At 70.5% G+C, this 24,713-nt stretch carries 21 protein-coding genes; 10 read left to right on the plus strand and 11 right to left on the minus strand.

The window, feature by feature from the left end:
* The first annotated feature begins 49 nt into the window (after positions 1-49).
* Positions 50-625, plus strand: a complete 576-nt coding sequence (locus DEJ21_RS15185; protein WP_111023129.1) for a DUF3043 domain-containing protein — start codon at positions 50-52, stop codon at positions 623-625.
* 226 nt (positions 626-851) lie between these two features.
* Here the strand turns inward: DEJ21_RS15185 and DEJ21_RS15190 are convergent, their stop codons facing one another.
* Genes DEJ21_RS15190 through hisD form a run of 3 tightly spaced genes read right to left on the minus strand, consistent with a single transcriptional unit; the run spans position 852 to position 3,746 of the window.
* On the minus strand, positions 852-1,928 hold the full coding sequence (locus DEJ21_RS15190) for a quinone-dependent dihydroorotate dehydrogenase (RefSeq protein WP_111225149.1): 1,077 nt from the start codon (positions 1,926-1,928) through the stop codon (positions 852-854).
* Positions 1,925-2,425, minus strand: a complete 501-nt coding sequence (gene nrdR, locus DEJ21_RS15195) for a transcriptional regulator NrdR (RefSeq protein ID WP_111023127.1) — start codon at positions 2,423-2,425, stop codon at positions 1,925-1,927. The genes DEJ21_RS15190 and nrdR overlap by 4 nt, the downstream gene beginning before the upstream one ends.
* A 13-nt stretch (positions 2,426-2,438) precedes the next feature.
* Positions 2,439-3,746 (minus strand): histidinol dehydrogenase, encoded by a 1,308-nt coding sequence (hisD, locus tag DEJ21_RS15200; protein WP_111093056.1) that lies wholly within the window; start codon positions 3,744-3,746, stop codon positions 2,439-2,441.
* Between the two features lie 53 nt (positions 3,747-3,799).
* Here hisD and DEJ21_RS15205 point away from each other — a divergent pair, with 53 nt between their 5' ends.
* The 4 genes from DEJ21_RS15205 (at position 3,800) to DEJ21_RS18370 (ending at position 9,500) form a co-directional block, all read left to right on the plus strand.
* A complete protein-coding gene (locus tag DEJ21_RS15205; RefSeq protein ID WP_111225150.1) occupies positions 3,800-5,158 on the plus strand; it encodes a hypothetical protein in 1,359 nt (452 codons plus the stop codon).
* Complete coding sequence (locus DEJ21_RS15210) at positions 5,155-6,609, plus strand: glycosyltransferase family 2 protein (RefSeq protein WP_111225151.1); 1,455 nt, start codon at positions 5,155-5,157, stop codon at positions 6,607-6,609. The genes DEJ21_RS15205 and DEJ21_RS15210 overlap by 4 nt, the downstream gene beginning before the upstream one ends.
* Positions 6,609-9,197, plus strand: a complete 2,589-nt coding sequence (locus tag DEJ21_RS15215; RefSeq protein ID WP_111225152.1) for a glycosyltransferase — start codon at positions 6,609-6,611, stop codon at positions 9,195-9,197. Before DEJ21_RS15210 ends, DEJ21_RS15215 begins: the two co-directional genes overlap by 1 nt.
* 147 nt (positions 9,198-9,344) lie before the next feature.
* A complete protein-coding gene (locus DEJ21_RS18370; RefSeq protein ID WP_175529707.1) occupies positions 9,345-9,500 on the plus strand; it encodes a hypothetical protein in 156 nt (51 codons plus the stop codon).
* Positions 9,501-9,517: 17 nt separating this feature from the next.
* Here DEJ21_RS18370 and DEJ21_RS15220 read toward each other — a convergent pair whose 3' ends face one another.
* Positions 9,518-10,096 carry an SGNH/GDSL hydrolase family protein gene (locus DEJ21_RS15220; RefSeq protein ID WP_111225153.1) on the minus strand — a complete coding sequence of 193 codons (579 nt, stop codon included), beginning with the start codon at positions 10,094-10,096 and terminating at the stop codon, positions 9,518-9,520.
* A gap of 50 nt (positions 10,097-10,146) precedes the next feature.
* Between DEJ21_RS15220 and DEJ21_RS15225 the strand changes: the two genes are divergently transcribed.
* Together DEJ21_RS15225 and DEJ21_RS15230 are read left to right on the plus strand one after the other, a co-directional pair.
* Positions 10,147-11,262, plus strand: coding sequence for a glycosyltransferase (locus DEJ21_RS15225; RefSeq protein WP_111225154.1), 1,116 nt, complete (start codon positions 10,147-10,149; stop codon positions 11,260-11,262).
* Between the two features lie 44 nt (positions 11,263-11,306).
* Positions 11,307-12,155 (plus strand): DUF6270 domain-containing protein, encoded by an 849-nt coding sequence (locus DEJ21_RS15230; protein ID WP_181435926.1) that lies wholly within the window; start codon positions 11,307-11,309, stop codon positions 12,153-12,155.
* On the opposite strand, the gene DEJ21_RS15235 is transcribed toward DEJ21_RS15230, so the two are convergent.
* Complete coding sequence (locus DEJ21_RS15235) at positions 12,145-13,884, minus strand: glycosyltransferase family 2 protein (protein WP_111225156.1); 1,740 nt, start codon at positions 13,882-13,884, stop codon at positions 12,145-12,147. The two genes, DEJ21_RS15230 and DEJ21_RS15235, sit on opposite strands and share 11 nt — an antisense overlap.
* Positions 13,881-15,443, minus strand: coding sequence for a glycosyltransferase family 2 protein (locus DEJ21_RS15240; protein ID WP_181435927.1), 1,563 nt, complete (start codon positions 15,441-15,443; stop codon positions 13,881-13,883). Before DEJ21_RS15240 ends, DEJ21_RS15235 begins: the two co-directional genes overlap by 4 nt.
* Positions 15,444-15,560: 117 nt before the next feature.
* Between DEJ21_RS15240 and DEJ21_RS15245 the strand changes: the two genes are divergently transcribed.
* Positions 15,561-18,296: a CDP-glycerol glycerophosphotransferase family protein gene (locus tag DEJ21_RS15245; protein WP_111225158.1), complete on the plus strand. Its 2,736-nt coding sequence runs from the start codon at positions 15,561-15,563 to the stop codon at positions 18,294-18,296.
* Here DEJ21_RS15245 and DEJ21_RS15250 read toward each other — a convergent pair.
* The 3 genes from DEJ21_RS15250 to DEJ21_RS15260 are packed head-to-tail and all read right to left on the minus strand — an operon-like array spanning position 18,230 to position 20,507.
* Positions 18,230-18,928 (minus strand): acyltransferase, encoded by a 699-nt coding sequence (locus DEJ21_RS15250; RefSeq protein WP_258370587.1) that lies wholly within the window; start codon positions 18,926-18,928, stop codon positions 18,230-18,232. The genes DEJ21_RS15245 and DEJ21_RS15250 overlap by 67 nt on opposite strands.
* 32 nt (positions 18,929-18,960) lie before the next feature.
* Positions 18,961-19,689 carry an ABC transporter ATP-binding protein gene (locus DEJ21_RS15255; RefSeq protein ID WP_258367169.1) on the minus strand — a complete coding sequence of 243 codons (729 nt, stop codon included), beginning with the start codon at positions 19,687-19,689 and terminating at the stop codon, positions 18,961-18,963.
* Positions 19,686-20,507: an ABC transporter permease gene (locus DEJ21_RS15260; RefSeq protein WP_111030339.1), complete on the minus strand. Its 822-nt coding sequence runs from the start codon at positions 20,505-20,507 to the stop codon at positions 19,686-19,688. The genes DEJ21_RS15255 and DEJ21_RS15260 overlap by 4 nt, the downstream gene beginning before the upstream one ends.
* A gap of 168 nt (positions 20,508-20,675) precedes the next feature.
* On the opposite strand from DEJ21_RS15260, the gene DEJ21_RS15265 reads away from it, so the two are divergent.
* The gene (locus tag DEJ21_RS15265; protein WP_111225159.1) at positions 20,676-22,046 is read left to right on the plus strand and encodes a glycosyltransferase family 4 protein; all 1,371 of its coding nucleotides are present in this window, start codon (positions 20,676-20,678) and stop codon (positions 22,044-22,046) included.
* The gene (locus DEJ21_RS15270) at positions 22,043-23,497 is read left to right on the plus strand and encodes a glycosyltransferase family 2 protein (RefSeq protein ID WP_111225160.1); all 1,455 of its coding nucleotides are present in this window, start codon (positions 22,043-22,045) and stop codon (positions 23,495-23,497) included. Before DEJ21_RS15265 ends, DEJ21_RS15270 begins: the two co-directional genes overlap by 4 nt.
* Before the next feature lie 59 nt (positions 23,498-23,556).
* Here the strand turns inward: DEJ21_RS15270 and DEJ21_RS15275 are convergent, their stop codons facing one another.
* Together DEJ21_RS15275 and DEJ21_RS15280 are read right to left on the minus strand one after the other, a co-directional pair.
* The gene (locus DEJ21_RS15275) at positions 23,557-24,213 is read right to left on the minus strand and encodes a hypothetical protein (RefSeq protein ID WP_146247812.1); all 657 of its coding nucleotides are present in this window, start codon (positions 24,211-24,213) and stop codon (positions 23,557-23,559) included.
* Positions 24,214-24,356: 143 nt separating this feature from the next.
* The gene (locus tag DEJ21_RS15280) at positions 24,357-24,707 is read right to left on the minus strand and encodes a DUF2200 domain-containing protein (RefSeq protein ID WP_111225162.1); all 351 of its coding nucleotides are present in this window, start codon (positions 24,705-24,707) and stop codon (positions 24,357-24,359) included.
* Positions 24,708-24,713 lie beyond the last annotated feature (6 nt).

Consider the following 24,713-nt stretch of genomic DNA (forward strand, 5'->3'; position numbering starts at 1 on the left):
CGGTAATCTAGAGGAGATCCCGCACGCACACCGCCGTTAGGAACGCACCGTGGCGAAGGCAGCCCCCAAGACCAACACGACCGTCAACCCGACCGAGGCCGAGCTCCTCGAGCAGGGCAAGGGCCGCCCCACGCCGTCCCGCCGCGAGCGAGAGGCAGCGAACCGCCGCCCCCTCGTCGGCAACACGCCGGTCGACAAGAAGGCCGCCCGTGCCCGCCTCAACTCGGAGCGCGAGCGTGCCCGGGTCGGCATGGCCAACGGCGAGGAGCGCTACCTGCCGGCGAAGGACCGTGGTGAGCAGCGACGCTTCGTCCGCGACTGGATCGACGCCCGCTGGAACGTCGGCGAGGTCATGATGCCCGTGCTCGTGCTGTTCCTGATCGTCGGGTTCGCGGCCGCGCAGACCGTCATCGCCTCCTACTCGCTCCTGCTCGTGTGGGCGTTCGTGGCGCTGTTCATCATCGACTGCGTGGTGCTGTGGCTGTCGCTCCGCCGCAAGCTCACCAACAAGTTCGGCGAGTTCCAGCGCGGCACGTTCCTCTACATCCTCACGCGGGCGTGGCAGCTGCGCTTCCTGCGGCTGCCGAAGCCCCAGGTCCGGCGTGGGCAGTACCCCACGCTCTAGGCACACGCACACGACGAAGCGCCGCCCGGCCTGCCGGGCGGCGCTTCGTCGTTCCCGCTCCCCCACTCCCCACTCCCCCGCTCGTGCTTCGTGAGCAGGAATGGTCGGGTGGGCGCGGCGCACCCGACCATTGCTGCTCACGAAGCGGCCGTGGGCGCGCCCCCAGGAAGGACTGGAGGCCCGTGGCGGTGTCGCCACGGGCCTCCAGTCCGTCAGGTGGTCGCGTCTACCGCGCGGCGCGACGCAGCCGCCGACGGCGCAGCCGGTTGATGCACGCGGCCCAGGTCGGCCCCTCGTAGAGGAACGCCGTGTAGCCCTGCACGAGCGTGGCCCCGGCGTCGATGCGGTCCTGCACGTCCTGCTCGGTGGTCACGCCACCGACGGCGATGACGCAGAAGTCGGCGGGCACCGCGGCGCGGACGCGACGCAGCACCTCGAGCGAGCGGGCGGCGACCGGCGCACCGGAGAGTCCCCCGGCACCCATCGCCTCGACGTCGGACGGATCGGCGGTCAGCCCGTCGCGGGAGGTCGTCGTGTTGTTCGCGATCACCCCGGACAGCCCGAGCTCGACCGCGAGGCCCGCGATCGCGTCGATCTGCTCGTCGGTCAGGTCCGGCGCGATCTTGACGAGCACCGGCGTCCGGCCGGCGGCGTCACGCACCGCGGACAGCAGCGGTCGGAGCTGGTCGAGTTCCTGCAGCCCGCGCAGACCGGGCGTGTTCGGCGAGCTGACGTTGACCGCCAGGTAGTCCGCGAACGTCGCGAGCCGACGGGTGGACTCGAGGTAGTCGTCGATGGCGTCCTCGACGGAGACCACCCGGCTCTTGCCGATGTTCACGCCGATGACGGGGCGACCGGGGTTGCGGCGGGCGCGCTCGAGGCGCCGGGCGGCGGCTGCGGCGCCGTGGTTGTTGAAGCCCATGCGGTTGATCAGGGCACGGTCGCCGATCAGCCGGAACAGGCGCGGGCGCTCGTTGCCGGGCTGCGGCTTGGCGGTGATGGTGCCGACCTCGACGTGGCCGAAGCCGAGCAGGCCGAGACCGGCGATGCCGCGGGCGTCCTTGTCGAACCCGGCCGCCAGGCCGAAGCGCGACGGGAAGTGGATGCCCATCGTGGTGATGCCGTCGGCCGCCGCGGGACGGCAGTACCGCTCGACGACGCCGCTCAGGAACGGCACGCGGGGCAGCCCCGCGATGACGGCGAAGGCCAGGTGGTGGGCACGTTCCGGGTCCATGTTCGCGAACACGGAGCGGAACACGACGCGGTAGCCGCCGCGCACGATGCGTTCGGCGATGCCGCTCACGCGCGCGTGCCGGACGGTGTGGACGACCCGGCGGCCGTGTCGGATGCCGCGTGGTGGTCGCGGCGGAGCTGGCCGATGGCGTCCTCGAAGTCCTCGAGCGAGTCGAACGCCTGGTAGACGCTCGCGAACCGCAGGTAGGCGACCTCGTCGAGCTCCCGCAGCGGCGCGAGGATCGCGAGACCGATGTCGTTCGCGTCGATCTGGCTGGATCCGGAGGACCGCACGGTCTCCTCGACGCGCTGCGCGAGCACGGCCAGGTCGCCGTCGGTGACCGGGCGGCCCTGGCAGGCCTTGCGCACGCCGGAGACGATCTTGTCGCGGCTGAACGGCTCGGTGACGCCGTTGCGCTTCACCACGTTGAGCGAGGCGGTCTCGGTCGTCGAGAACCGTCGACCGCAGTTGGGGCACTGTCGACGGCGGCGGATGGAGGTTCCGTCGTCGCTCGTCCGTGAGTCGACGACGCGGGAGTCCGGGTGGCGGCAGAAGGGGCAGAACATGTCGTTCCCCAGGCTATCGGTTCGTGCGCTCCGTCACGGCGGCCCCGTGCGCGGGGAGCTGCTCCTCGGTGGACAGGGCGACGATGTGCGGCGCGACCTCGGCCAGGGCCTCGGGCGTGTACCGGACGATCTGCTGGGGTCGCAGGAACGTCGACGCGGACAGTCCGGACCCGAACCGGGCCTGGCCGCCGGTCGGCAGCACGTGGTTGGACCCGGCCAGGTAGTCCCCCAGGCTCACCGGCGTGCTCGGCCCGACGAACACCGCACCGGCGGCGTCGATGTCGGCGAGCACGGCGTCGTCGTCGACCGTCTGGATCTCGAGGTGCTCGGGCCCGTACGCGTTGCTCACCGTCGCGGCGTCGGTCAGCGAGTCCACCAGGACGATCGCGGACTGCGGTCCGTCCAGGGCGGTCTGGAGGCGCGCAGCCGTCCCGAGCACCGCCGTGCGTTCCGGGATGGCGGCTTCCACCGCGTCGGCGAACGCCGCGGACGTCGTCACCAGCACGCTGCCGGCCTGCTCGTCGTGCTCGGCCTGGCTGATGAGGTCGGCGGCCACGAACCCGGCGTCGGCGGTGTCGTCGGCGATCACGAGGATCTCGGTCGCCCCGGCCTCGGAGTCGATGCCCACCACCCCGCGCACCAGGCGCTTGGCGGCGGCGACGTAGTTGTTGCCCGGACCGGTGACCAGGTCGACCGGCTCGAGGTCGATCTCGGCGACGCCGTACGCCAGCGCGCCGACGGCTCCGGCGCCGCCCATGGCGTAGACCTCGTCGATGCCGAGCAGCCCCGCCGCGGCGAGGATCGTCGGGTGGACCGCGCCGCCGTGGTCGCGCTGCGGCGGCGACACGAGGGCGATCGAGGGCACGCCCGCGACCTGGGCCGCGACGACGTTCATCACGACGCTGGACGGGTAGACGGCCTTGCCCCCGGGCACGTAGAGCCCCACGCGGCGCATCGGCTGCCAGCGCTGGTGGACCTCGGCGCCGTCGGCCAGGGTCGTCACGGACGGGGCGGGGATCTGCGCGGCACTCGCGGCGCGGACGCGGCGGATGGCCTCGTCGAGGGCTGCCCGGACCTCGGGCGTGAGCCCGGCCACGGCTGCGGTGATCTCGGCAGCGGGCACCCGGACGTCCGCGGGAGCCCCGCCGTCGAAGCGCTCGGCCTGGTCGTGCAGGGCCGCGGCCCCGCGGTGTCGGACGTCCTCGATCAACTCGCGCGCGGCGTCGACCGCGTGCGACACGTCGCCCGCGGCGCGGGGCATGAGTCGGAGGAGTTCGGCACGGGCGGGGAGGCCACCGCGGAGGTCGATTCGCTGCATCATGAGGGGTCCGATCCTACCGAGCCGATCGCCGACGCCCAGTAACGTGAGGGCTGATGAACTTCGAGAAGGCACGGCGCCTCGTGAGCGACCTCGTCCGGGTGAACGAGCGGTACGCACGCGACGGCCACTACCGCAACGACGTCCGTGAGCGACTCGGCCGGACGGTGTCCCGGGTCGACGTCGGTGTGGCTCGGCGGGAACGCGATCGTGCGCCGCTGGCCGCGCGCCCGTTCGACGGCCTGGTGGAGACGAGCCTGTCGCTCGCCGGCATCCGCACCGTGGACCGCGATCCCGAGGTGGTGCTCGTGGTCGACGAACTCCGCGAGGGTGCCGCCTTCGCCGGGGTGCAGACCGCCCTGGCCGTCGCCCTGGCGCTCGGCGACCGCCTCGGCCGGCGGGTCCGGGTCGTCATGGTCCGGTGGACGACACCCGGCAACAGTGCCGCCGCAGCCGAGGCGCTCGTCGCCGACCGGTTCCCGGAGTCGCGCGTCGACGGACGTCCCGGGGTCCGCGTGGTCCGGCGCGAGGACATCTTGGACACCGAGTTCGGCCGCGACGACGTCTGGGTCGCCACGCACTGGAAGACCGCGCACCCGATCGACGTCGCCGTCACCGCCGGGGTGGTCCCCCGACACCGCGTCGTGTACCTGGTGCAGGACTACGAACCCGGCTTCAGCCCGTGGTCGACCGAGTACGCGGTCGCCGCCTCGACCTACCGCGCCGGCTTCCGGATGCTCGTGAACTCCGAGCCGCTGCGCCGGTACCTGGCCGACGTCGAGGGCCTCGACGTCCCCTCCGAGCACACCTTCGCACCGCACCTCGACCTCGAGCTGCTCGAACGCGTGGCCGCTGCCCGGGGGCACGAGGACGTGGTCCGGGTCCTCTTCTACGGCCGTCCGAGCAAGCACCGGAACCTGTTCCGCCTCGGCGTCGCCGCGCTGCGGGTCGCGGTGCAGGAGCTGGCCGCCGACGGCATCCGGGTCGAGTTCCACTCGGCCGGTGAACAGCACGGCGACGTCGAGCTCGACGGGGGCCGAGGCGACGCGAAGCTCGTCTCGCACGGCACCATGCCCTGGGACGACTACTTCCGGTTCATCGCATCGACGACCGTGGTGCTGTCACTCCAGCACAGCCCGCACCCGAGCCACCCTCCGTTCGACGGCGCGGTGTCCGGCGCACGTGTCGTGACGAACGAGTTCCGCGGCACCCGGGCGCACCTGCACCCGAACCTCGAGGCGGTCCCCGCCGATGCCCGTTCCCTCGGCCTGGCCGTCGCCGACGCCGTCCGGCAGGCAGCTGCGGACGGCCCGACCGGGCACGTGCCCCTGGCCGCGGGGGTGCTCGGTGGCCCGCTGGAGACCGCCGTGGACGCCCTCGCACGTGCACTCGAAGCAGAGGAGTCCGACCGATGACCCGCTCCACCCTCGTCGTCGTGCCCGTGTACGGTGACCTCGACTCCCTGCTGCGGTGCGTCGACGGGCTCCTCGAGCACCTGGACACCCAACGGCACCGCGCGCTGTTCGTCAACGACTGCGGGCCCGAGGCGGACACCATCGAGCGGGCGCTGCTCGACCGGATCGGCGACCGCCCCGGGTTCCGGTACGAGCGGAACGACCACAACCTCGGGTTCGTCGGCACGTGCAACCGAGCCGTGGACGAACTCGACCGCGGCGCCGACGACGCCGGCACAGAGGCCGTCCTGCTCCTCAACAGCGACGCCGTGCCGACGGCGGGGTTCCTCGACGCGATGCTCGCGGTCCTCGACGAGGACCGCACCGGCGTCGTGACCGCGCGCAGTGACAACGCGACGATCGCGAGCATCCCCTACCGCCTGACCAACCGGGGTACGGCCCGCACCGAGGACCGCACGCGACGGGTCTGGGGCGAGCTCGCACCGCTGCTCCCGGTGTCCCAGGTCCTGCCCGTCGCGATGGGCTTCTGCTTCCTCACCCGCCGCGAGCTGATCGCCGAGCACGGTCTGTTCGACGAGGCCTTCGCGCCCGGCTACGGCGAGGAGAACGACTACTGCCTCCGGATCGCCGCCCACGGCTGGCTCGCCAAGATCGCCAACCGCGCGCTGGTCCTGCACGCCGGCGGCAAGAGCTTCTCCGGCAACCGCAGCGCGTTGCGCGCCGCGCACCAGCGCGTGCTCGAGGGTCGCTACCCGTTCCTGCCGGACGCAGTGGCCGCGTACCAGCGGCACGGCATGACGGCGACCGAGCGGTTCGCCGACGTCCTCGTCCCCGCGGGGCAGCGCCCGCGGCTCGCCGTGGACCTGCGGCACGTCGAGGACGCCGACACGCTCGTCCGCCAGGTCGACGCGGCCTTCGGGGACGGCTTCGACCTGGAGGCCCGGCTCCCCGCCGGTACGTCGGCACCGGCCGCGTGGACCGTCACCACCGGAGACCCCAGCCCGGACGACCTCGTCACGGTCGCCGTGCTCGTGGACCCGGCGCCCGCGGACGTCGTCGCGGCCAACCGGCGGGCGCTCCACCTGGTGGTCGTGCGGGCCGCGCAGAACGCGGTGCCGTGGTCGTCGCGAGCGCACCGGACGGGCGCCGACGCCCTCGCGGCCGTCGTGGACCACTTCGCCGTGGTCGTCGCACCGGGCGCGGTCACCGACGCCCGTGCACGCATCGAGGATGCGCTGACGGCCCCGCTCGCGGGCACGGCCGACGCGCTCGAACGTCGGTGGGCGGCGCTGCTCCCCCTCGACCTCACGGCCGCCGACGTCGCCGCGGCCAGCGCAGCGGACGAGGTCGTGCGCCTGCGCCGGGAGCTCACCGACCTGCGCGCGAGCAGGTCCTTCCGCACCGGCCAGGCGATCGCGAAGGTCGCCGCACGACTGCCGGGGCGCCGCTGATGGCCGAGGCGAAGGGCATCGGCCGCGTCGCACGGCGCCTCGCCCGACCCTTCCGGGGCCCGGACCGACCACTGACCGTGACCGACCGGCTCGACCGCTGGGCCCGGCGGGTCGCCGAGTTCGAGGTACTGGACCGCGCGTACTTCGAGGCACAGACCGGACGGACGTTCGACACCGACGCCGACGCCGTCGCGTTCTACGTGCACAACGACGGGCAGCGTGGGCTCTCGCTGCACCCGCTCATCGAGCACGAGTGGATGCGCGAGCACCAGCCCGTCCCCGCGATGTCCTGGTACGACGCCCTGCACCAGGAGGGCCCCGAGCTCTTCCAGACCGGGCCGCTCTTCGACGCAGGCGTGTACGCCGCCTCGGTGCCGGGAGCCGACCGCCCGGCGACCACGCTCGATGCGCTCCGGCACTTCCTGCGGAAGGCGACCGACGCGACCACGCTCCCCGTGCCTCCAGGCCGCCGTGGCGACGCTCCCACCTGGGGCGCCGCACGCGACGCAGCCGTCGCCGATGCGCGCGCCTTCGCCGGTGCGCAGCACCGCACCCGGCGACGCTACCGGTCCACGTGGGACGGGCCCGAGGTCGCCGAGGCCCTCAGCCGGTACCCGCGCGGTGTCGCGCGGCGCGACGCGGAGCAACCGCTCGTGTCGATCGTGATGCCGGTGTACCGGCGCGCCGACGTGGTCGGTGCGGCGATCGCTTCGGTGCGAGCGCAGCAGCACACGAACTGGGAACTCCTCGTGGTCGACGACGGGTCCGGCGACAACACCGTCGACGTCGTGCGCGGGCTCGCTGCCGAAGACGGGCGCATCCGGCTCCTCGAGCGGGAGAACGGCGGTGCCGGCGCCGCACGGAACACCGGACTCGCGGCCGTGCGTGGCGACTTCGTCGCGTTCCTCGACGCCGACAACACCTGGCGTCCGGAACACCTGACCGCGGCCCTCGCGGCTCTGCTCGAGACCGACGGGCCCGCCGTGCACACGGGTCTGCGGATGGTCGGCGCGAACAACGCGGACGACCGGACCGCGCCCGTCGAGACGTACCGCGGCGAGGACGGCACGCTCGACGACCTGCTCGCCGGCAACTTCATCGACCTCAACGCGCTCGTGGTCCGCCGTGACGTCGCCGCAGGGGTCGGCCCGTTCGACGAGACGCTCCGACGCTGGATCGACTGGGAGTGGCTGCTCCGCATCGGGCAGCGGTTCGGGGTGCCCGCGTACGTGCCCGTCATCGGCGTCGACTACGACAACGTGCGGGACCAGCGACGGGTCTCCTCCGCCCAGCCCGCGTCGTGGCAGGAGGTCGCGCTCGCCCGCCACCGCATCGACTGGGACGCCCTGTCGTCCGCAGCACCGACGCGCGACACCGGACTCGTCTCGATCGTCGTCCCGGTGTTCCGCGACTGGACGATGACCCGGCGCGCCGTCGATGCCGTCCTCGGCGCGGCCGACCACGACGGCGACCGCGTCGAGGTCGTCCTGGTCGACAACGGCTCTCCGCGATCGGTCTCCGCGATCCTCGGTGCATGGTTCCGTGACGAACCCCGGGTGGTCCTGCAGCGCGAGGACCGGAACCGGAACTTCGCCCTGGGCAGCGACCTCGGACTCGCCCGGTCCTCGGGCGGCACCGTCGTCATGCTCAACAACGACACCGAGGTCACCACCGGCTGGCTGCGGCCGCTCGTCAGCGCGCTGGACGACCCGTCGGTCCTCGGCGCGCAGCCCCTGCTCGTGTACCCGGACGGCGTCGTGCAGGCCGCCGGCACGGTGTTCGGCGGGGACAAGGTGCTGCCCTGGCACTTCCTCGGCGAGCACCCGCGGCACGACGCCGACCGCGTGTTCGGGTCGGGCTCCGCCGGCGCAGTGCGGTTCTCGGCGATCACCGCAGCCGCCGCGGCGTTCCGTGCCGTCGACCTGATCCGCTGGCACGGGTTCGACCCCGTGTACGCCAACGGGCTGGAGGACGTGGACCTGTGCCTCCGCGCACTGTCGACGTCACCGGCGGGCTCCGCCTTCGTCGTCGTCCCGTCGTCGGTCGTCGTCCACCACGAGAGCCGCACGCCGGGCCGGGACGACGCCCGCGTCGACAACCGCCGCGTCTTCGACGAGCGGTGGCGCGGGCGGTACCCCGACGCCGACGCCGACGCCCGGTACGACGCAGCCGGACTGCGCTACCTCGGAGTGGCCCCCGGGCTCCCCAAGGGCCACGGCGTGATGGTGCGGTCCTCGCGACCGGTCATCGTCCGGGAGGAGGGGGCTGCAGGCTTCCGTGTCGCCGTCAAGCACGACGGCACGCGCGTCGCGGACGTGTCCGCGCTGGTCATCGCACTCGAAGCCGCGGGACACGTGGTGCAGGTCGACATGCCGACGTCCTGGTACCGGGGATCCAGCGGGTTGGACGAGGTGACCGTGCTGGTCGTGGGGGCACCGTCTTCGGGGCCGGGTGGTTCGTCGTTCGTGCCGCAGCCGGGGGCGCGGAACGTCGTGTGGCTGGCGGAGGGGCAGTCCGTCGCGGACGGGGACTTCGCCGTCGTGGTCGGGGCTGTGGCGGAGGCGGGGCAGGTCGTCCGGTCGCTGTGAGCGCTCCCTCGGCGCAGGTGGCGAGCGGACACCACGAGCCCGCGGAGCTGAGCGCGTTTCGACTCTGAGGCGGATTCTTCGGGCACGTTCACCAGGTTCCGAGACAAACGAGGCCTGCTGTTCACCTTGCCGGAGCAGGCTGCTCGCATGTCGCTCCTCTCGGATGCAATGCGGTCGACCTTCACGACCAAGTGCGCTGTGTGCGGCGCGGTCATCCGGAAGCGCGATGCGCTCGACCACGAGGGGCTGGCGTTCTGCTCGGTCCTGCACGAGGCCGAGTACATCGTCGCGACGCTGGACTGAGCGCCCCCGACCTCATCTCACTGGTTGAGACCCATCGTCGCCGCTGCCTGCCGGATGAACAGGCGCATGCGGACCGCCGCCTCTGCGGAGACGTGCGGGAGGGGGTGTTCGCCGTCCTCGGACATGCCGCCACCCCACGAGTTGTTGGAGGCTCGGGCGAAGGCGAACGGATCCGCGACCACCCACCCTCGTCGCGATCCGAGGTCGAACAGGTGCCGGTTCGCCACGACCCCGTTCGCGCGCTGGTTCACCGTGCCGTTGGTGCGGTTGTTCGGCGGGACCAAGCAGATCAGGGGTGTCTGACACTCCGCGAACCGCACGATCTTCTCGATGTTCGCGGTCATCTCCTCGAAGGGCACGCCCTCCCGGACGTCGTTCATGCCGATCATGACCACGAGCACGTCGGCCAGTGAACGACGGACCTGACCGAACGCACGCTCGGACGTCGCACCGTCCTCGGCGAAGCCTCCGACCAGCCGAAGACGGCGATCGCCGAGCTGGTCACGCCAGGACTCGGGGCGGGCCGTGACCGAGTCACCCGACACGGCGAAGGTCAGCGGTGTATCGGTGGTGATCTTGGATCGAGCTCTGAACATCCCTCGATGCTATCGACCGGAGCACCGGCGACCCCTCGTAGGATCGCCATGTGGCTCCAACAGCGCGCTCGCGTCCTCGCGACGGCCGTCCACCGCGGCTCGCGGTCTTCCCCGTCTACCGCGACAACCCGTACCTGAACCTCATGCTCCTGGCTCCACGCGCCTCGGGGTGGGACGTCCTCGAGTCCGCGAGGCTCGAGCGTTTCGAGCACGACCTGAGCTCCCTCGGCACCGGAGACGTCGTGCACGTGCACTGGACAGCTCCGATCGTGCAGCGTGCGGACGACGCCGCCGAGGCCGTTGCCCGACTCGCTCGGTTCCGAGCCGCGGTCGACGGAGCGCGGGCACACGGCGCCCGGGTCGTCTGGACGATCCACAACGCGCTCGCACACGACGTCCGGCACGAGGAGCACGAGATCGCGCTGAACCGCTACTTGGCCGCGACCGCGGACACGGTGCACGTCATGAACTCCCGCACGAGCGACGTGGTGGCGCCGTTCTACGACCTCTCCGGGCGAACGGTCGAACACCTCCCCCACCCGAGCTACCGCGGCATCTACGACGGTAACGGGTCCCGGGCGGAGGCACGAGCACGTTTCGGACTCGATGACGACGACGTCGCCGTGCTCTTCTTCGGACAGATCCGTCCGTACAAGGGAGTCGACGTCCTGATCGAGGCCCTGCAGCAGGCGTCCGCCGCCGGCCGGTTCGTCCTCCTGCTCGCCGGGAGGACGTCGGCCGAGGACGAAGCGACCATCGATCGGCTCCTGCCCGAAGGGCTCCGCACCGTCCGTCACCACGACTACGTGGCCGACGCCGAGGTCAAGCGCTGGTTCGACGCCGCGGACGTCGCGGTGCTGCCGTACCGGCGCGTCCTGAACTCCGGCAGCCTCCACCTCGCCGCGACCTTCGGCGTGCCGGTCGTACTGCCCGACGAAGCGCACCTCCGGAGCGACTTCGGCGGTGAAGCCTGGGTCCGGTGGTTCGAACCCGGTGATGCCGGCGCGCTCGCCCGGGTGCTGTCGGAGCCGTTGCCGGAACGCGGTGCCGCACTCGGGTTCACGGCCCGGCTCGCGCCGTTCGCGGTCTCCCGCCGGTACGAGGCGCTCCTGCGGCGCACGACGGCTGGCATGCCGACGCGGACCGCCACGCGCCCTGAGGCATAATCAACCCTTGTTGCTGGCTCATGCTCGATCGAACGGAGAACTCGGTGTCACGGATCAAGGTGGCCATCATCGGCTCGTGCGTCACGCGAGAAGCGTTCATCACGCGGAACAACCCGCACTACAAGGACGTCTACGACCTCGGTCCGCTCGCGTGGCAGACCGGTCTCGTGAGCTTCCTGTCGGCGCCCGTCGCTCCGGACATCGCGCAACGGATCCAGCCGGGTGACAAGGTCAACGAGCACGGGGCGCGCACGATGGCGCGCGACATCGCCAAGTCGGACCGCGCAGAACTCGAGTCGTTCGCGCCCGACTACCTGCTGTTCGACCTCTACTCCGACGTCCGGTACGGGCTCGCGCGGATCGGCGACGCGACCATCACGAACAATCCGAACAGCTTCCGGAAGACGGACTTCTTCGCGGCGGGTGAGGGGTTCACGACCCTGCACATGGCGAACGCGAGCGCCGAGTACGTGCCGCTCCTCGAGCAGGCCGTCGACGAGCTCGTGGCATGGCAGCGACAGGCGCTCCCGGAGACGACCCTGGTGTTGAACTGCTTCCGGTACAGCTCGTACTACCGGACGAGCACCGGCGACCTGGAGTTCGTGAAGTACCGCGGAGACCAGAAACGGGATGACCTGTACAAGCGGCTGCTGCGGGAGAACGACCGGTACGACTCGCTCTACCGTTCGATCGCTGCCCGTCACGACCTCCGTACCATCGACAACCGCGACCGTTCGTACCACTCCGACGGCGCGCACCCGTACGGCATCTCGCCCTGGCACTTCGGCCGACCGTTCTTCCAGGACTTCATGGCCGACCTCGACCGCATGGTCATCGGCGATGCCCTGACCGCCGGGCACCCGGCCGACGAACTCGCCGGCCTCAGTTCCTGAGCCTGGCGCGCGCTGCGCGCAGGAGCCGTCGGGCGAAGTGCCCGCTCGGCACCCGACGGTCGACGAGGAACCGCCAGCCGTCCGCACGGTCGGCCAGGGGCTGCAGTTGCACGCCGCTCGGAACGGGCGGGAGCGGCATCCTCGCGGTCACGACCGGGAAGTCGAGCCGGAAACCACGGAACGAGATCCGGACCACGGCACGGTGTCTGCCGGTGGCGATGTCGCCGTTCTCCAGGCGCAGCGACCAGCGGGATGAGCGGTGATCGACCCGGAGGACGGCCTGGGTACCCGCTGCCCCGGCTCCGGTCAGAGTGGCGTTTTCGGTCGGGGTTGCGGTCAGGACCATGTCAAGGGAGACCCCGTCAGGCACCGTCCCGGCCACTGGTCCGCTCAAGGTCAGGCCGCCGGCGTCCGGGTGCGCCTCGTCGACGACGAGCGGTGCGAGGTGCCGCACCATCGAGACCAGCTGCACTGCGAGCGGGTCCTGCCCGTGGACGGCACCCGCCATCGCGCGCAGGAGTTCGGGGTTCCCCTCGACCCCTGCCGTCAGCGGACCCAGGTCCGTGACGGCGGATCCGAGCACCGACACGTCGGTGTGCTCCGCGCGGTTCGCCAGCAGGACCAACGGCCCGTCGTTCACGAGGGATCCGCGATCGAGTGCGAAGACCGCTGCCTCTCCGAGCACACCGACCGAGTGGATCACGTCCACCCAGGCGCGGAGCAGCACCGGCGGCACGTCGCGGTCGTCGCGCGCGTCGTGCAGCGCAGACGCGAGGCGCACAGCGATCTCCCCCGCACCGTTGGCCACCGCGAACCAGAGCGCTCGTCGCTCGGCACGGAGCGCCTGACGATCGGCGGTCGGCACGACCGCGAGCAGATCGCGCACCGCCCCGATGACCCGGTGCAGGTCGTGCGCATCCGGCTGGCCGCGAAGGAACCGTTCGAGGTGGACGTACCCGTCGGCGTCGAGGACGACCTCGGCGTGCGCGCGGCGGACCTCCGGTGCGGCATCGGCGAGCAGTGATCCCACCTCGATCTCCTGATCGAAGTAGCTCAGCACGCCATCGATGCCCGACGCCCTCGCGGTCATGGACGAGGCTCCCGGGCGCTCCCGGTAGAGGTAGACGACCTCCGGCACCACCGCGACACGGTCCGCGGCGAGGAACGCGCGGACCATCGGCACGATGTCGTTGGAGCGCGGGGCGGTCGGGAACCGGACGCCCGACGCGCGCAGGAAGTCGGCGCGGAAGACCCGGTTCCAGCATGCGCGGTTCGCCAAGAGCCTCGGCATGGCCTGGAGGTCCGTCAGCGACTCGGTCAGGACGTCGTACCAACTCGACATGGGCTCCCAGGTCGACCCGGAGCTGAACTTGAGGTGCCGTCCGAGCGCGATCACGGCGTCGCTGCGCTCGGCTGCATCGATGAGCGCCCGGTACGCCCCGTCAGGTACCAAGTCGTCACCGTCGGCGAACACCACGTACTCGCCCTGCGCCAGGTCGATCCCCTGGTTGCGGGCGGCGCCTCCCCCCGCTGCTCGCGATCGGTGCAGTCGCACACGGGGGTCGCCGGACGCGATCCGCTCCACGATCGCGACCGTCTCGTCGGTGGACCGGTCGTCGATGACGATCACCTCGAGGTCGACATCCTGCCGCAGGACACAGTCGAGCTGCTCCTCGATCCACGGCGCGACGTCGTGCACCGGCATGACGACGGAGAGCTGTGCACTCACGGCCGACTCCTCGTCCTGAGCACGGCGGCGACGCGGCGCAGTGCCGACGGTGCGACGGCCACCTCGACACGGTGGATCCGCCCGTCGCGCAGCGTGAACTCGACGCTCCACCGGTCACCCGGCCGAGGCCTCGCCGACGACACGACCGTGTCCGATGACAGCACGCCCCGGTGCACTGCCGTCCGGGTTCCGTCGCGCTCGAGCACGACACTCCCCGGTGCCGGGTGCTCGAGACCCGTCATGCTGATCCGGAGGGAACCACGGTGTCGGTCGGCGGTCGCACGGACACGCCGGTTGCGTCGGAGGAACACGACGTCGTCCACTGCTCCGTCCCGCAACGCGGACAGCACGACCTGTTCGTGCTCGTCCAGCCCACGGCCGACGAACTCGTCCCAGAACGCCGCGACGAGCTCTGGACGGACAGGGAGCGGATCGCCACGCTGTGCGGCATCGACGACCGGCCGGAACAGGCGTTCGCGCCACAGGTCAGCGCCGCGCTCCGTGTCGGGACCGAGGGCCCGCTCGCACTCGGCGGCGAGACTGCCCCACCGCAGGACGACGTCCTCTGCCGGGCGGTCGAACGTCTCGACGAGCTCGGCCGCGAGTCCCGGCTCCTTCGCCCGGAGCAGGGCGTAGGCGACGCCGGGGTAGGCGCTGAGGTCGTCGAACTCGGTCTCGTCGACCCAGGTGCCGATCCACCGCACGAAATCGGCGAGCAGGCGGGCGCCGGCTGGGTCGAGCACGCCGATCCCGCGGACCCGCGTCCACGCCTCTCGGCGGATCAGCCGCCGTCCGAAAGCCGCCGTCGCCCCGTCCGCCCCGTGTGCCGCGTACGTCTCGACTGCTGCACGGGTCTGTTCGACCCAGTCGTCCAGGTCGTCGCCCCGGCCGATGCCCGACGTCACCGACTCGTCGTGTCGCCGGTGGCGGTACACCACCTCGGGCAGCACGTCGACCCTCGCTCCCACCGCGAGCCGCGCCCACCAGGAAACGTCCTCGCAGGTGGTGCCGGTCGGGAACTCGACGCCGGACTCGAGCAACCACGTGCGGTTGAAGACCTTGTTCCAGGGTGTGTGGTCGAAGGCCAGCTGCGGCGTGTCCGAGAGTCGGAGGCCGGTCCCCCCGGTCGTCCAGAGTGCGTCGTCCGTCGTCCAGTAGGTCGACTCGCGCCCGTCCCCGGTGAACTGCTCAGCCCTGCCGCTGACGAGCACCGGACCGGACTCGGCGAACACGGCGAGGAGCCGTTCGTAGGCATCGGGCGGCACGAGGTCGTCGGCGTCCGCGAACACGACGAAGTCGCCGGTCGCGACGCGCAGCCCGGTGTTCCTGGCGTTGCCGGCTCCGCCACGTTCCCCGATCTCGAGCACGACGATGCGCGGGTCTTCGGTGGCGAGCGACCGGACGGACTCCGTCACCCCGGAGCTGAGCCCGTCAAGCACGAGGATGATCTCGAGCCGACGGTGGCTCTGCGACCGGAGCGCCTCCAGCGCGACGTCGAACCACGGGCCGACGCTGCCGACCGGCACGACGACCGACAGCAGGGGAAGGGGTCCGCCCACAGCACTTCTCCTGGAGTTCATCACGTTCGGGTTGCGCAGTGCGCGACGAGCCAACCTCGACTTCAGCCCTAAACTATCGCAGCACGTGCATCACGACGACAGGGAGCCGATCAACCGATGGACTCAGCGATCCGGACCACACCACTCATCTCCGTCGTCGTGGCGGCACTCGACGTGGAACGGTACCTCCCGACGCTCCTGCGGTCGTTCGAAGGGCAGACGTTCGACCACGACCGTGTGCAGTTCGTGTTCGTCGACGACGGATCGACCGACTCGACGGGGTCGCTCCTCGACGACTGGGCAAGGTCTGCCGGAGCCGACGTGACCGTGATCCACCAGGACAACGCCTGGATCGCCGACGCACGGAACACCGGATTGGCCCGGGCCACCGGGCAGTGGGTCACCTTCGTCGACGCCGACGACGAGCTGGAGGAACGGTACTTCGAAGAGGTCGCGAAGTTCATCGAGTTGCACGCGTCGGACGACGTCGCGCTCCTGGCGGCCCATCAGCTCCTCCTGGACGACGACGGCGGCGTGACGGACGGGCACCCGTCCCGCAAGCGCTTCGAGAAGGGATCGCGCATCGTCGACATGCGGTTGGACCCCATCGTGCAGACCGGCGTGAACGCGGCGTTCATGCGTCGTGACCTCGTCGAGGCGGCGGGTCTCCGGTTCGACGGTCGTGTCCGACCCACGTTCGAGGACGCCCACTTCGTCGCGCGCTACCTGCTCCGCAACGGACTGCACCGGATCGGTCTGATGGCCTCGGCCAAGTACCGCTACCGTCAGCGCGGCGACGGCAGCTCCACCATGCAGACCAGCCACGAGGACCGACGGAAGTACACCGACGTGCTCCGTCACGGTCACCTCGGACTCCTCGACGAGGCGTCGGCGACCGGACGCATCGATCGTTGGGTGGCGAACACCGTCCTCTACGACCTCGTCGGGTACTTCCGGCGCGAGCGTGCGATCCGGTCGCCCTCGGCCCTCGCCCCCGCCGATGCGTTCGACGAGTTCCACGAGCTGGCGGCTGCGGTCCTGCAGCGGGTCGGTCCGGAAGCGGTGCGCTCCTTCGACCTGCTGCCCGTGGAGTTCGCGGTGCGGCGGGCGATGCTCGTCGGGTACCGGGACGAACCGGACCGCCCGAACACCGTCAACCTCGCTCAGGTCGATGAGGCCCACCAACTCGTGCAGCTCCAGTACTGGTTCACCGGCGAGATCCCGGCGGAACAGATCGCTGTCGACGGACACGAGGTCGTCCCCGAGTTCGAGACCGTCCAGGACTTCGTCTTCTACGGTCGGCCGCTGGTTCGCCGGCGCGTGATCTGGATCCCCCGCGGCCACGTCACCGAGATGCACGTGGACGGACAGCAGGTCGTCTTCGCCCGGGGTGAAGTGCCGAACCACTACGCAACCCTGACCCGCCGCCAGCTCGAACCGCAGATCCTGGCCCAGCGCCGACGCGTGGTGGATCCCAACGAGGTGGAGCTGACCAACAAGCAGCACGTCTGGCGAGCGGTGCGCGAGCGAGCCATCACAACCCGGAACTCCCTGCAGAAGACCGCACTCCGGAACGCCCTGGCACCGACGCTGGCCCGCACGCGCCGCGCACGCGAACGGTTCCAGGGCGCGTGGGTGTTCATCGATCGGGACACGGACGCGAACGACAACGCGGAACACGCCTACCGGTACGTTCGACGGCACCGTCCGGACATCAACGCCTACTTCGTGCTCAACCGCGATTCCAAGGACTGGGACCGCCTGCAGCGCGAAGGGTTCCGGATGATCGCGTTCCGGTCGCTCGAGTGGGTGCAACTGATGCTCCACGCCGAACACGTCGCGTCGTCGCACATCGCGGACTTCGTCACCAAGCCCCTGCCCGCGTCGAAGTTCGGGCAGCCGCGGTTCCACTTCACCTTCCTGCAGCACGGCGTGATCAACTACGACCTGTCGCGGTGGCTCAACTCGAAGCGACCCGACCTGTTCGTGGTCTCGACCCCGCAGGAGCGGGACGCGATCGCGGGCCACGGGCAGTGGATCTTCTCCCAGCACGAGGTCGTCCTGACCGGGCTGCCCCGCTTCGACGCGCTCCTCGAGAAGAGCCGGGCGAAGCAGGAAACCGAGCGCGACCTCATCCTCGTGATGCCAACCTGGCGTCACTACCTCGTCGGGGCGCAGGTCGCCGGATCCGGAGCGTGGGAGCGTGACGACCGGTTCATGGAGAGCCGTTTCGCCAAGGAGTACACGGCGCTCATGTCGTCGCCGGAGCTCCGCGCACTCGCGAAGCGGACCGGGAAGCGCCTCGCGCTCATGCCGCACCCGCTCCTCCGTCCGTACCTGACCGACTTCCACCTGCCCGACGACGTGGAGATCCTCGACTTCGCCGTCGACGGCGTGCAGGACGTCCTCGCCCGGAGCGCTGCGTTCGTGACCGACTTCTCGTCGCTGGCCTTCGACGCCGCCTTCATCGACGTCCCGGTGGTGTACTTCCACTTCGACCTCCGCGAGTTCTTCGGCGGCTCGCACAGTGGTCGTCGCGGGTACTTCGACTACGACGAAGCCGGGTTCGGCGAGGTCACCGGGTCCGTCCGGGAAGTGGAAGGCGCTGTCGAACGGATCGCAGAGGCCGGGTTCCGCCCGTCGGACACGTTCCGGGAACGGGCGCGACGGACCTTCGTCACGCGGGACGGGCGCAATTCGGAACGCGTCATCCAGATGATGGAGTGGTTGACGGGCGGACCACGACCAGCCGAGCCCCAGCCCGAGGCCGCGCTGCCCGCCGAGGATCAGTCGTCGGCTTCCGTGAGCTCCCAGAACGGCGAACGCTCGACCGTCGACGCGTCCGGCTTGTAGAAGGGCTCCTTCAGCGAGAGGTGCGGCCGCTCCCAGGCGACGTCGCGCCGCACGACCCGTACCGGCGTCCCGACGGCGATGCAGTTGTTGGGGACCCGGCCCGTCACGATCGACCCGGTCCCGATCACGGAGCCGCGTCCGACGGTGGTACCGCCGAGGACGGTGACGCCGAGTGCGAGCCAGACGTGGTCACCGATGTCGATCGACCTCGACACGTTGACCCGCGCTCCGGTGCGGACGTCGAAAATCGGGTGCGCGTCGTCCGCCCGGATCTGGACGTGCGAAGCGATCATGACGTCGTCGCCGATCCGCACGGTCGTCCCCTCCGTCGCCGAGATCACGCAGTTGGCGGTGGTGGATGCGTTGGCGCCGACGAGCACGGATGAGTCCTGCCCGATCCTGATGTTCGCGACGAACGCCGGCGCACCGTGGTTCTCCGCGATGTCGAGGAGACCGTTGTCACAGTCCATGCTCACCACGATCCGCCCGAGACGCGCACGTTGGTGGACCCGCACGACGTTGTTCGACCCGCGGAACGTGATCTTGACGTTCCCCCGTTTCGGGCCGGCGTACTCGATACGGTTCCCGCGGTCGTCCGAGTAGGCCGACAGCTCCTCAACATCCGTTTGCACGGTTCCAGCCTAGGTGCAGCGCAGGAGCACGCTCAGACGGTCGCCTCGTACGCCGACACGACCTTCTTGGTCGGGCCGATCATCTTCAGCTCGCCCTCGTTGAGCCAGGCGACCTGGTCGCACATGTCCTTGACGGTCCCCATGGAGTGCGAGACGAGGATGACCGTGCGGCCTTCGTCCTTCATCTCCTTGAACTTCGTCTGGCAGCGCTTTCGGAACGTCGCGTCGCCGACGGCCAGCACCTCGTCCACGACCAGGATGTCCGGCGTGACCGCGACGGCGACGGAGAACCCGAGCCGCACGTACATGCCGGACGAGTAGTTCTTCACCGGCTGGTCGATGAAGTTGCCCACACCGGAGAACGACACGATGTCGTCGAACTTCCGCGCCACTTCCTTGCGGCTCATCCCGAGGATCGAGCCGTTCAGGAACACGTTCTCGCGACCGGAGAGCTCGGGGTGGAACCCAGAGCCGACCTCGAGCAATGACGCCTGCTTGCCACGCGCGGTGATCGAGCCCTCTTCCGGCCAGAGGATCTTGGCGAGGCACTTCAACAGCGTCGACTTGCCCGACCCGTTCTTGCCGATGAGGCCGAACGTCGATCCGTGCGGGACCTCGAACGACACGTCCTTCAGCGCCCAGAAGTCCTCGTGCACCGACTTCTTCCCGCGCATGACCATGCTCTTCAGCGAGTCGTTGCGCTCGTGGTACATGCGGAAGCGCTTGGAGACGTGTTCGACGGAGACGGCGGAGTCGTTCACAGGAGTTCAGCCAGCTTCTTCTCGTTGCGGGAGAACACGACGTAGCCGATCGCGAGCGAGGCGCACCCCGCGATGGCACACGCGACCAGGTCGGTCCAGTTCGGGAGGCGGTTGTCGTACATGAGGTTCCGGAAGACCTCGGAGAACCGCTCGATCGGGTTGAGCTTGTAGACGTGGATGATCCACGGGTGTCCGGCCTTGTTGGCGGCGTCCTCGACGAGCGAGAGCGGGTAGATGATCGGCGACAGGTACATCCACATCTGCAGTGCGATGCCGACCAGGTGTTGCATGTCGCGGAAGTGCACGTTGATGATCGAAAGGATCAGCCCGAGGCCGGCGGAGAACATGGCGAGGAACACCATCGTCAGGGCGATCAGCGGCAGGTAGAGCCAGAAGTTCGACCCGGCGATCGCGAGCGCGATGAGCAGCACCCCCATCTCCACCAGCCACGTGAACCCGAAGGACCCGACGGCCGCGAGCGGCAGGGTCATCCGCGGGAAGTACACCTTCTTGATCAGTGAGCCGTTGGCGACGATCGACGTCATGCCGGAGTTGATGACGTTGCGCGCGAAGATCCAGGGCAGCAGCCCACACATGAGCCAGAGCGGGTAGATGTTCAGCCCGCTGGGGTCACCGACCTCGAGTCGTGCCCGGAAGATGAACGAGTACACGATCGTGTAGATCAGCATCGTCGCGAGCGGGTTGATCAGGGACCACAGTTGCCCGAAGACCGTGCGGCGGTACTTGCCCTTGACCTCGCGGGCGGTGAGGTTCGCCAGGAGTTCCCGCGACGACATGAGCTCGTTCAGGTACGTCATGCTTCGGGTGCAGGCTCCTCCGGGGCGCAACGCAGCGCTCCTCACAGGGATTCGGGGACGAGACATTCTCGCACAAAGGTTGCACTTGCCACGTTCGACTCGGTGATGCTTGTCTGCTGCGGGTGCCGCGGAGACGAACACCTGGTGAAACCTGAGTAGGGTTGGTGGGTGATCGTCAGCTTCGCCAACCACTCCACCGCGCCGGTGAACCTCGGCGGGGCGGAACGGTCACTCATCCGCTTCGTGGAGGACTGGCAGGCGCAGGACCCGGCCATGACGCCGACCTTCATCACCAAGGCCCCGCGCGGCAAGTTCATCGATGCCCTCGACGAGCGTGGCTGGTCGTACGACGCGCTGCGGTTCCGCGGCTGGGCCCTGCCGAGTCCACAGCCCGCACCGGCTGCCGAACGCGCCGCCTTCGCGACCGTCGACTACGCCGCCGTGAACGCGATCATCCGGAAGTACGAGCGCGAGCGCCCGGACCTCGTCGTCACCAACACACTCGTCGCCCCGTGGGCGTCGTTCGCCGCCGCGGTCCTCGGGATCCCGCAGGCGTGGTTCGTCCGTGAGTACGGCGACCTCGACCACGGTCTGCAGTTCCAGACGGGCCGTGCGGGCGTCCTCGGCGACATCGGCCTGCTGTCCGGGGTCGTCGTCACCAACTCCGAGGCGATGCGCGACCACCTCGCCAAGTACATCCCCGCCGACAAGCTCTCCGTCGCCTACCCGACGGTCGACACGAGCCGACTCCTGGCGACGAAGGACGACACGCCTGCCGTCGCCCCCTTCCCGCAGGCAGAACCCGGCCTCCGGATCACGGTCCTCGGCCGCGTCGAGGAGTCCAAGGGGCAACACCGCGTCGTCGATGCGCTCGGCGCGCTGCGCCGACGAGGCGTGACCGCGAGCGTCTGCTTCGTCGGGAGCTGGAAGCACCCGGGTGAGGACCAGCGGCTCACCGACCGCGCCCGCGCGCTCGGTGTCGCCGAGCACGTCGTCTTCGCTGGCGAGCAGCACACTCCCGCGCCCTTCATCCACGCGGCCGACGTCTGCGTCACACCGTCCACCATCGAGGCCTTCGGTCGCACCACCGCCGAGTACATGGCGCTCGGCAGGGCCGTCGTCGCCACGCGCCAGGGCGGCAGCGCGGAACTCGTGGAGCCCGGTGTGACCGGCGCGTTGGTCGATGCCGACGACACGAACGCCCTCGCTGACGCCCTCGCGGCGTACGCGGCCGACCCGGACACGGCCAGGAGGCACGGTGCGGCTGCACCGGAACGCCTCGCCACCGTCACGGGTGCGGGCCACGACAACGCGGCGGCCATCGCACGGTTGGTCGCGTTGGTCGGCACCGAGGGCTACCGGCTCCCCCAGGCGGCGCGCTACTGGTTCGAGCTGCCCGGCGCGTACGCCTCGCTCGGTGCGACGAGCGCCAGAGCCGCCGTCGGACTCCTCGCGAGCCGCGTGCGATCCCGCTCGGGGGCCGTCGGCCGACTCCTCGCCCAGCCCGGCGTCGTCGTCCGGAAGCTGGCTCGGCGATGACGCGCGACCGTCGTCCGGTCACGATCGTCGTCCCGATCTACGACGACCTCCCCGGTCTCGAGCGCTGCATCGAGGCACTGCTCGAGACGGTGGACTTCTCCGTCGACCGCGTGCTCCTGGCGAACGACGTGGGCCCCCGCGTCGACGCGATCGAGGCCCGTGTGCTCGAGCTCGTCGGTGACCACGAGGGGTTCGAGTACACCCGCAACAGCCGCAACCTCGGCTTCGTCGGCAACTGCAACCGGGCGGTCCTCGACCTCGACCGCACGGGCAACGACGTGCTGCTCCTCAACAGCGACACCGTCCCGATGCCGGGGTTCCTGGACGAGATGACCGCGGTCCTGGCCTCGGACGACTCGATCGGCGTCGTGTGCGCGAGGAGCGACAACGCCACGATCGCGTCCTTCCCCTACGCGCGGCGGAACCCGCGGTCGAGCCTCGCACCGCGCCGCACCCGCGAGCTGCACGGCCGGACGAAGTACCTGCTCCCGCGGCACACGGTCTCCCCGGTGGCGATGGGCTTCTGCTTCCTCATCCGGCGCGAGATGGTCGACCGTTTCGGCTTGTTCGACGACGTCTTCTCCCCCGGCTACGGCGAGGAGAACGACTTCTGCCTGCGGATCAACGAGCACGGCTTCACCTCGGTGTTGGCGAACCGCGCGTTGGTCCTGCACACGGGCTCGACGAGCTTCAGCGGGGATCGCGGTCCCTCGCTCCGACTCGAGCACGAGCGGATCCTGCTCGAGCGCTACCCGTTCTACGGCGGCGCGATCGCGCTCTTCCTCGCCCGGTACCGTGACGCCGTCGACGTGTTCGCCGATGCGTTCCTGCCCGACGACGACGTCGTCCGCGTGGCGCTGCACCTCCCGGCCGACCTGGCGGACGAGGTCATCGCCCGGACCCGCAGCACCCTCGCTGCAGCGCCGGATGACGTCGTCGTCACGATCATCGTCGCGAAGTCGCAGATCCGGGACGCCCGTGAGGCGTTCCCGGGCGCTGCGATCGCAGTCGGGGGTCGGCCACGGCAGATCTTCGACGTCGCGGTCGCGCTCGGTGCCCTGACCACGTTCGCGCAGCTCTCCGCGCTCAACGCCAACGCTCCCCGCTGGATCCTCGTCGACCCCGTGTCGCAGGACGTCCGGTGGTCACACGCGGTCGCGAACCACCGTGCGTCGGCGATCGACCGCATCCTGCGCCGCTTCGAGAACCAGAGCACGAGCTGGCGTGACGGGGACGACCTCGTCCGGCTCGTCCGCACAGCCGCCGCGAACGAGATCGACCCGGCGTCCCTGCGTGCTCGCTGGCACGCGGTTTCGGACATCGCCGAAGCGACCGGCCTCCTGGTGCACCGCGCGACGGTGTCGGTCCGACGCCTCGCCGCGCTCACGTTCGGTGCGCGCAACCCGCGCATCGTCGCCCGCCTCCGCGCGATCGCCGGCCGCGGCGCCTGAGCGACGACCGACGAGCGGACGGGAGGCCCGTGGCGGCGCCGCCACGGGCCTCCCGTCCGTCACGCGAGTGCGTTGACGACCGCGCGGTGTCGCGCGATGCTGGCCACGTCGAACGCACCGAGCAGGTGCAGCGTGGCGATCCGGAACACGAGGGCGCGCAGGAGCAGCTGCCGCCACTGGTGTTCGCCCTCGCCGAGATCGTCGAGGCGGTCGACGGACACGCCGTGCCAGCAGACCGCGTCGACTGCGGCGATCGCGGCTCCCGTGCCGGCCGGACGCCAGTAGGGAGGCCAGTCGATGATCCCGGGCGCGAGTCCCTCCGCGAACAGGACGTTGCCGAGCAGGTCCCCGTGGACCAACTGCGCCGGCGCGTGGACGGGACGGAACGCCGCGGCCAGGCGATCGAGGGTCGGGTCGGTCGGCAGTGGTGCCTCGCCCCAGGCCATGCGGTCGGCGCGACGCCACGGGTCGTCGGTCTCGGGGTCGGCCGTCCGGAGGAACGCGGGGCACCCGACGCCGGCGACTGCGCGGTGGAAGGCCCGACCCGCTCGGATGACGTCGTCGACACGGGTCTCGTCAGCTGCCCCGGCGACGAACTCCCACGCCTCCCACTCCCCGCACCGCCAGGCACCGGCGCGAGTGGGCACCGGTCTCGGAGTCCGGAACGCCGACGTGTGGCCCAGGTCCGCGAGCACCGCAGCGCGCCAGTCGGTCACGAGCGCACCGTCGTGGGGCCGGAGGACGACGTCGCCCGCCCGCCAGGAGCGGCCGCGGCCGCCCACGAGTGGCACCGGTGTGGCTGTTCCCCCACCGAACGCGGCGAGCACTCCGGGATCCGGTGGTGCCGGCTGGCCGTCGGTCACGCGGTCCGCAGGATCTTCGTCATCGGTCGACCCTTGGCGACCTCGTCGACGAGCTTGTCGAGGTACCGGATCTGCCGCATGAGCGGGTCGTCGAGCTCCTCGATCCGCACCCCGCAGATCACCCCGGTGATCAGCGGGGCGTTCGGGTTCAGGTGCGCGCTGGCGAAGAAGTCCTGGAACGTGGTGCGGTCGGCCAGGTGCTGCGCGAGCGCCCGGTCGTCGAAGCCGGTCAACCACTCGATGACGGTGTCGAGCTCCGCCTTCGTGTGGCCCTTCCGCTCCACCTTCGCCAGGTAGTGCCCGTAGACGTCCGCGACGGGCGTCCCGAAGATCCGGTGACCGGCCATGGTCGA

The organism is Curtobacterium sp. MCSS17_006, assembly GCF_003234215.1.
Taxonomy (GTDB): Bacteria; Actinomycetota; Actinomycetes; order Actinomycetales; family Microbacteriaceae; genus Curtobacterium; species Curtobacterium flaccumfaciens.

Bases quoted from the DNA above. Each gene is read 5' to 3' on its own strand.
- nrdR (WP_111023127.1), bottom strand. From the start codon at position 2,425: ATGTTCTGCCCCTTCTGCCGCCACCCGGACTCCCGCGTCGTCGACTCA.
- hisD (WP_111093056.1), bottom strand. From the start codon at position 3,746: ATGATGCAGCGAATCGACCTCCGCGGTGGCCTCCCCGCCCGTGCCGAA.
- DEJ21_RS15205 (WP_111225150.1), top strand. From the start codon at position 3,800: ATGAACTTCGAGAAGGCACGGCGCCTCGTGAGCGACCTCGTCCGGGTG.
- DEJ21_RS15210 (WP_111225151.1), top strand. From the start codon at position 5,155: ATGACCCGCTCCACCCTCGTCGTCGTGCCCGTGTACGGTGACCTCGAC.
- DEJ21_RS15215 (WP_111225152.1), top strand. From the start codon at position 6,609: ATGGCCGAGGCGAAGGGCATCGGCCGCGTCGCACGGCGCCTCGCCCGA.
- DEJ21_RS18370 (WP_175529707.1), top strand. From the start codon at position 9,345: ATGTCGCTCCTCTCGGATGCAATGCGGTCGACCTTCACGACCAAGTGC.
- DEJ21_RS15220 (WP_111225153.1), bottom strand. From the start codon at position 10,096: ATGTTCAGAGCTCGATCCAAGATCACCACCGATACACCGCTGACCTTC.
- DEJ21_RS15245 (WP_111225158.1), top strand. From the start codon at position 15,561: ATGGACTCAGCGATCCGGACCACACCACTCATCTCCGTCGTCGTGGCG.
- DEJ21_RS15260 (WP_111030339.1), bottom strand. From the start codon at position 20,507: ATGACGTACCTGAACGAGCTCATGTCGTCGCGGGAACTCCTGGCGAAC.
- DEJ21_RS15270 (WP_111225160.1), top strand. From the start codon at position 22,043: ATGACGCGCGACCGTCGTCCGGTCACGATCGTCGTCCCGATCTACGAC.
- DEJ21_RS15280 (WP_111225162.1), bottom strand. From the start codon at position 24,707: ATGGCCGGTCACCGGATCTTCGGGACGCCCGTCGCGGACGTCTACGGG.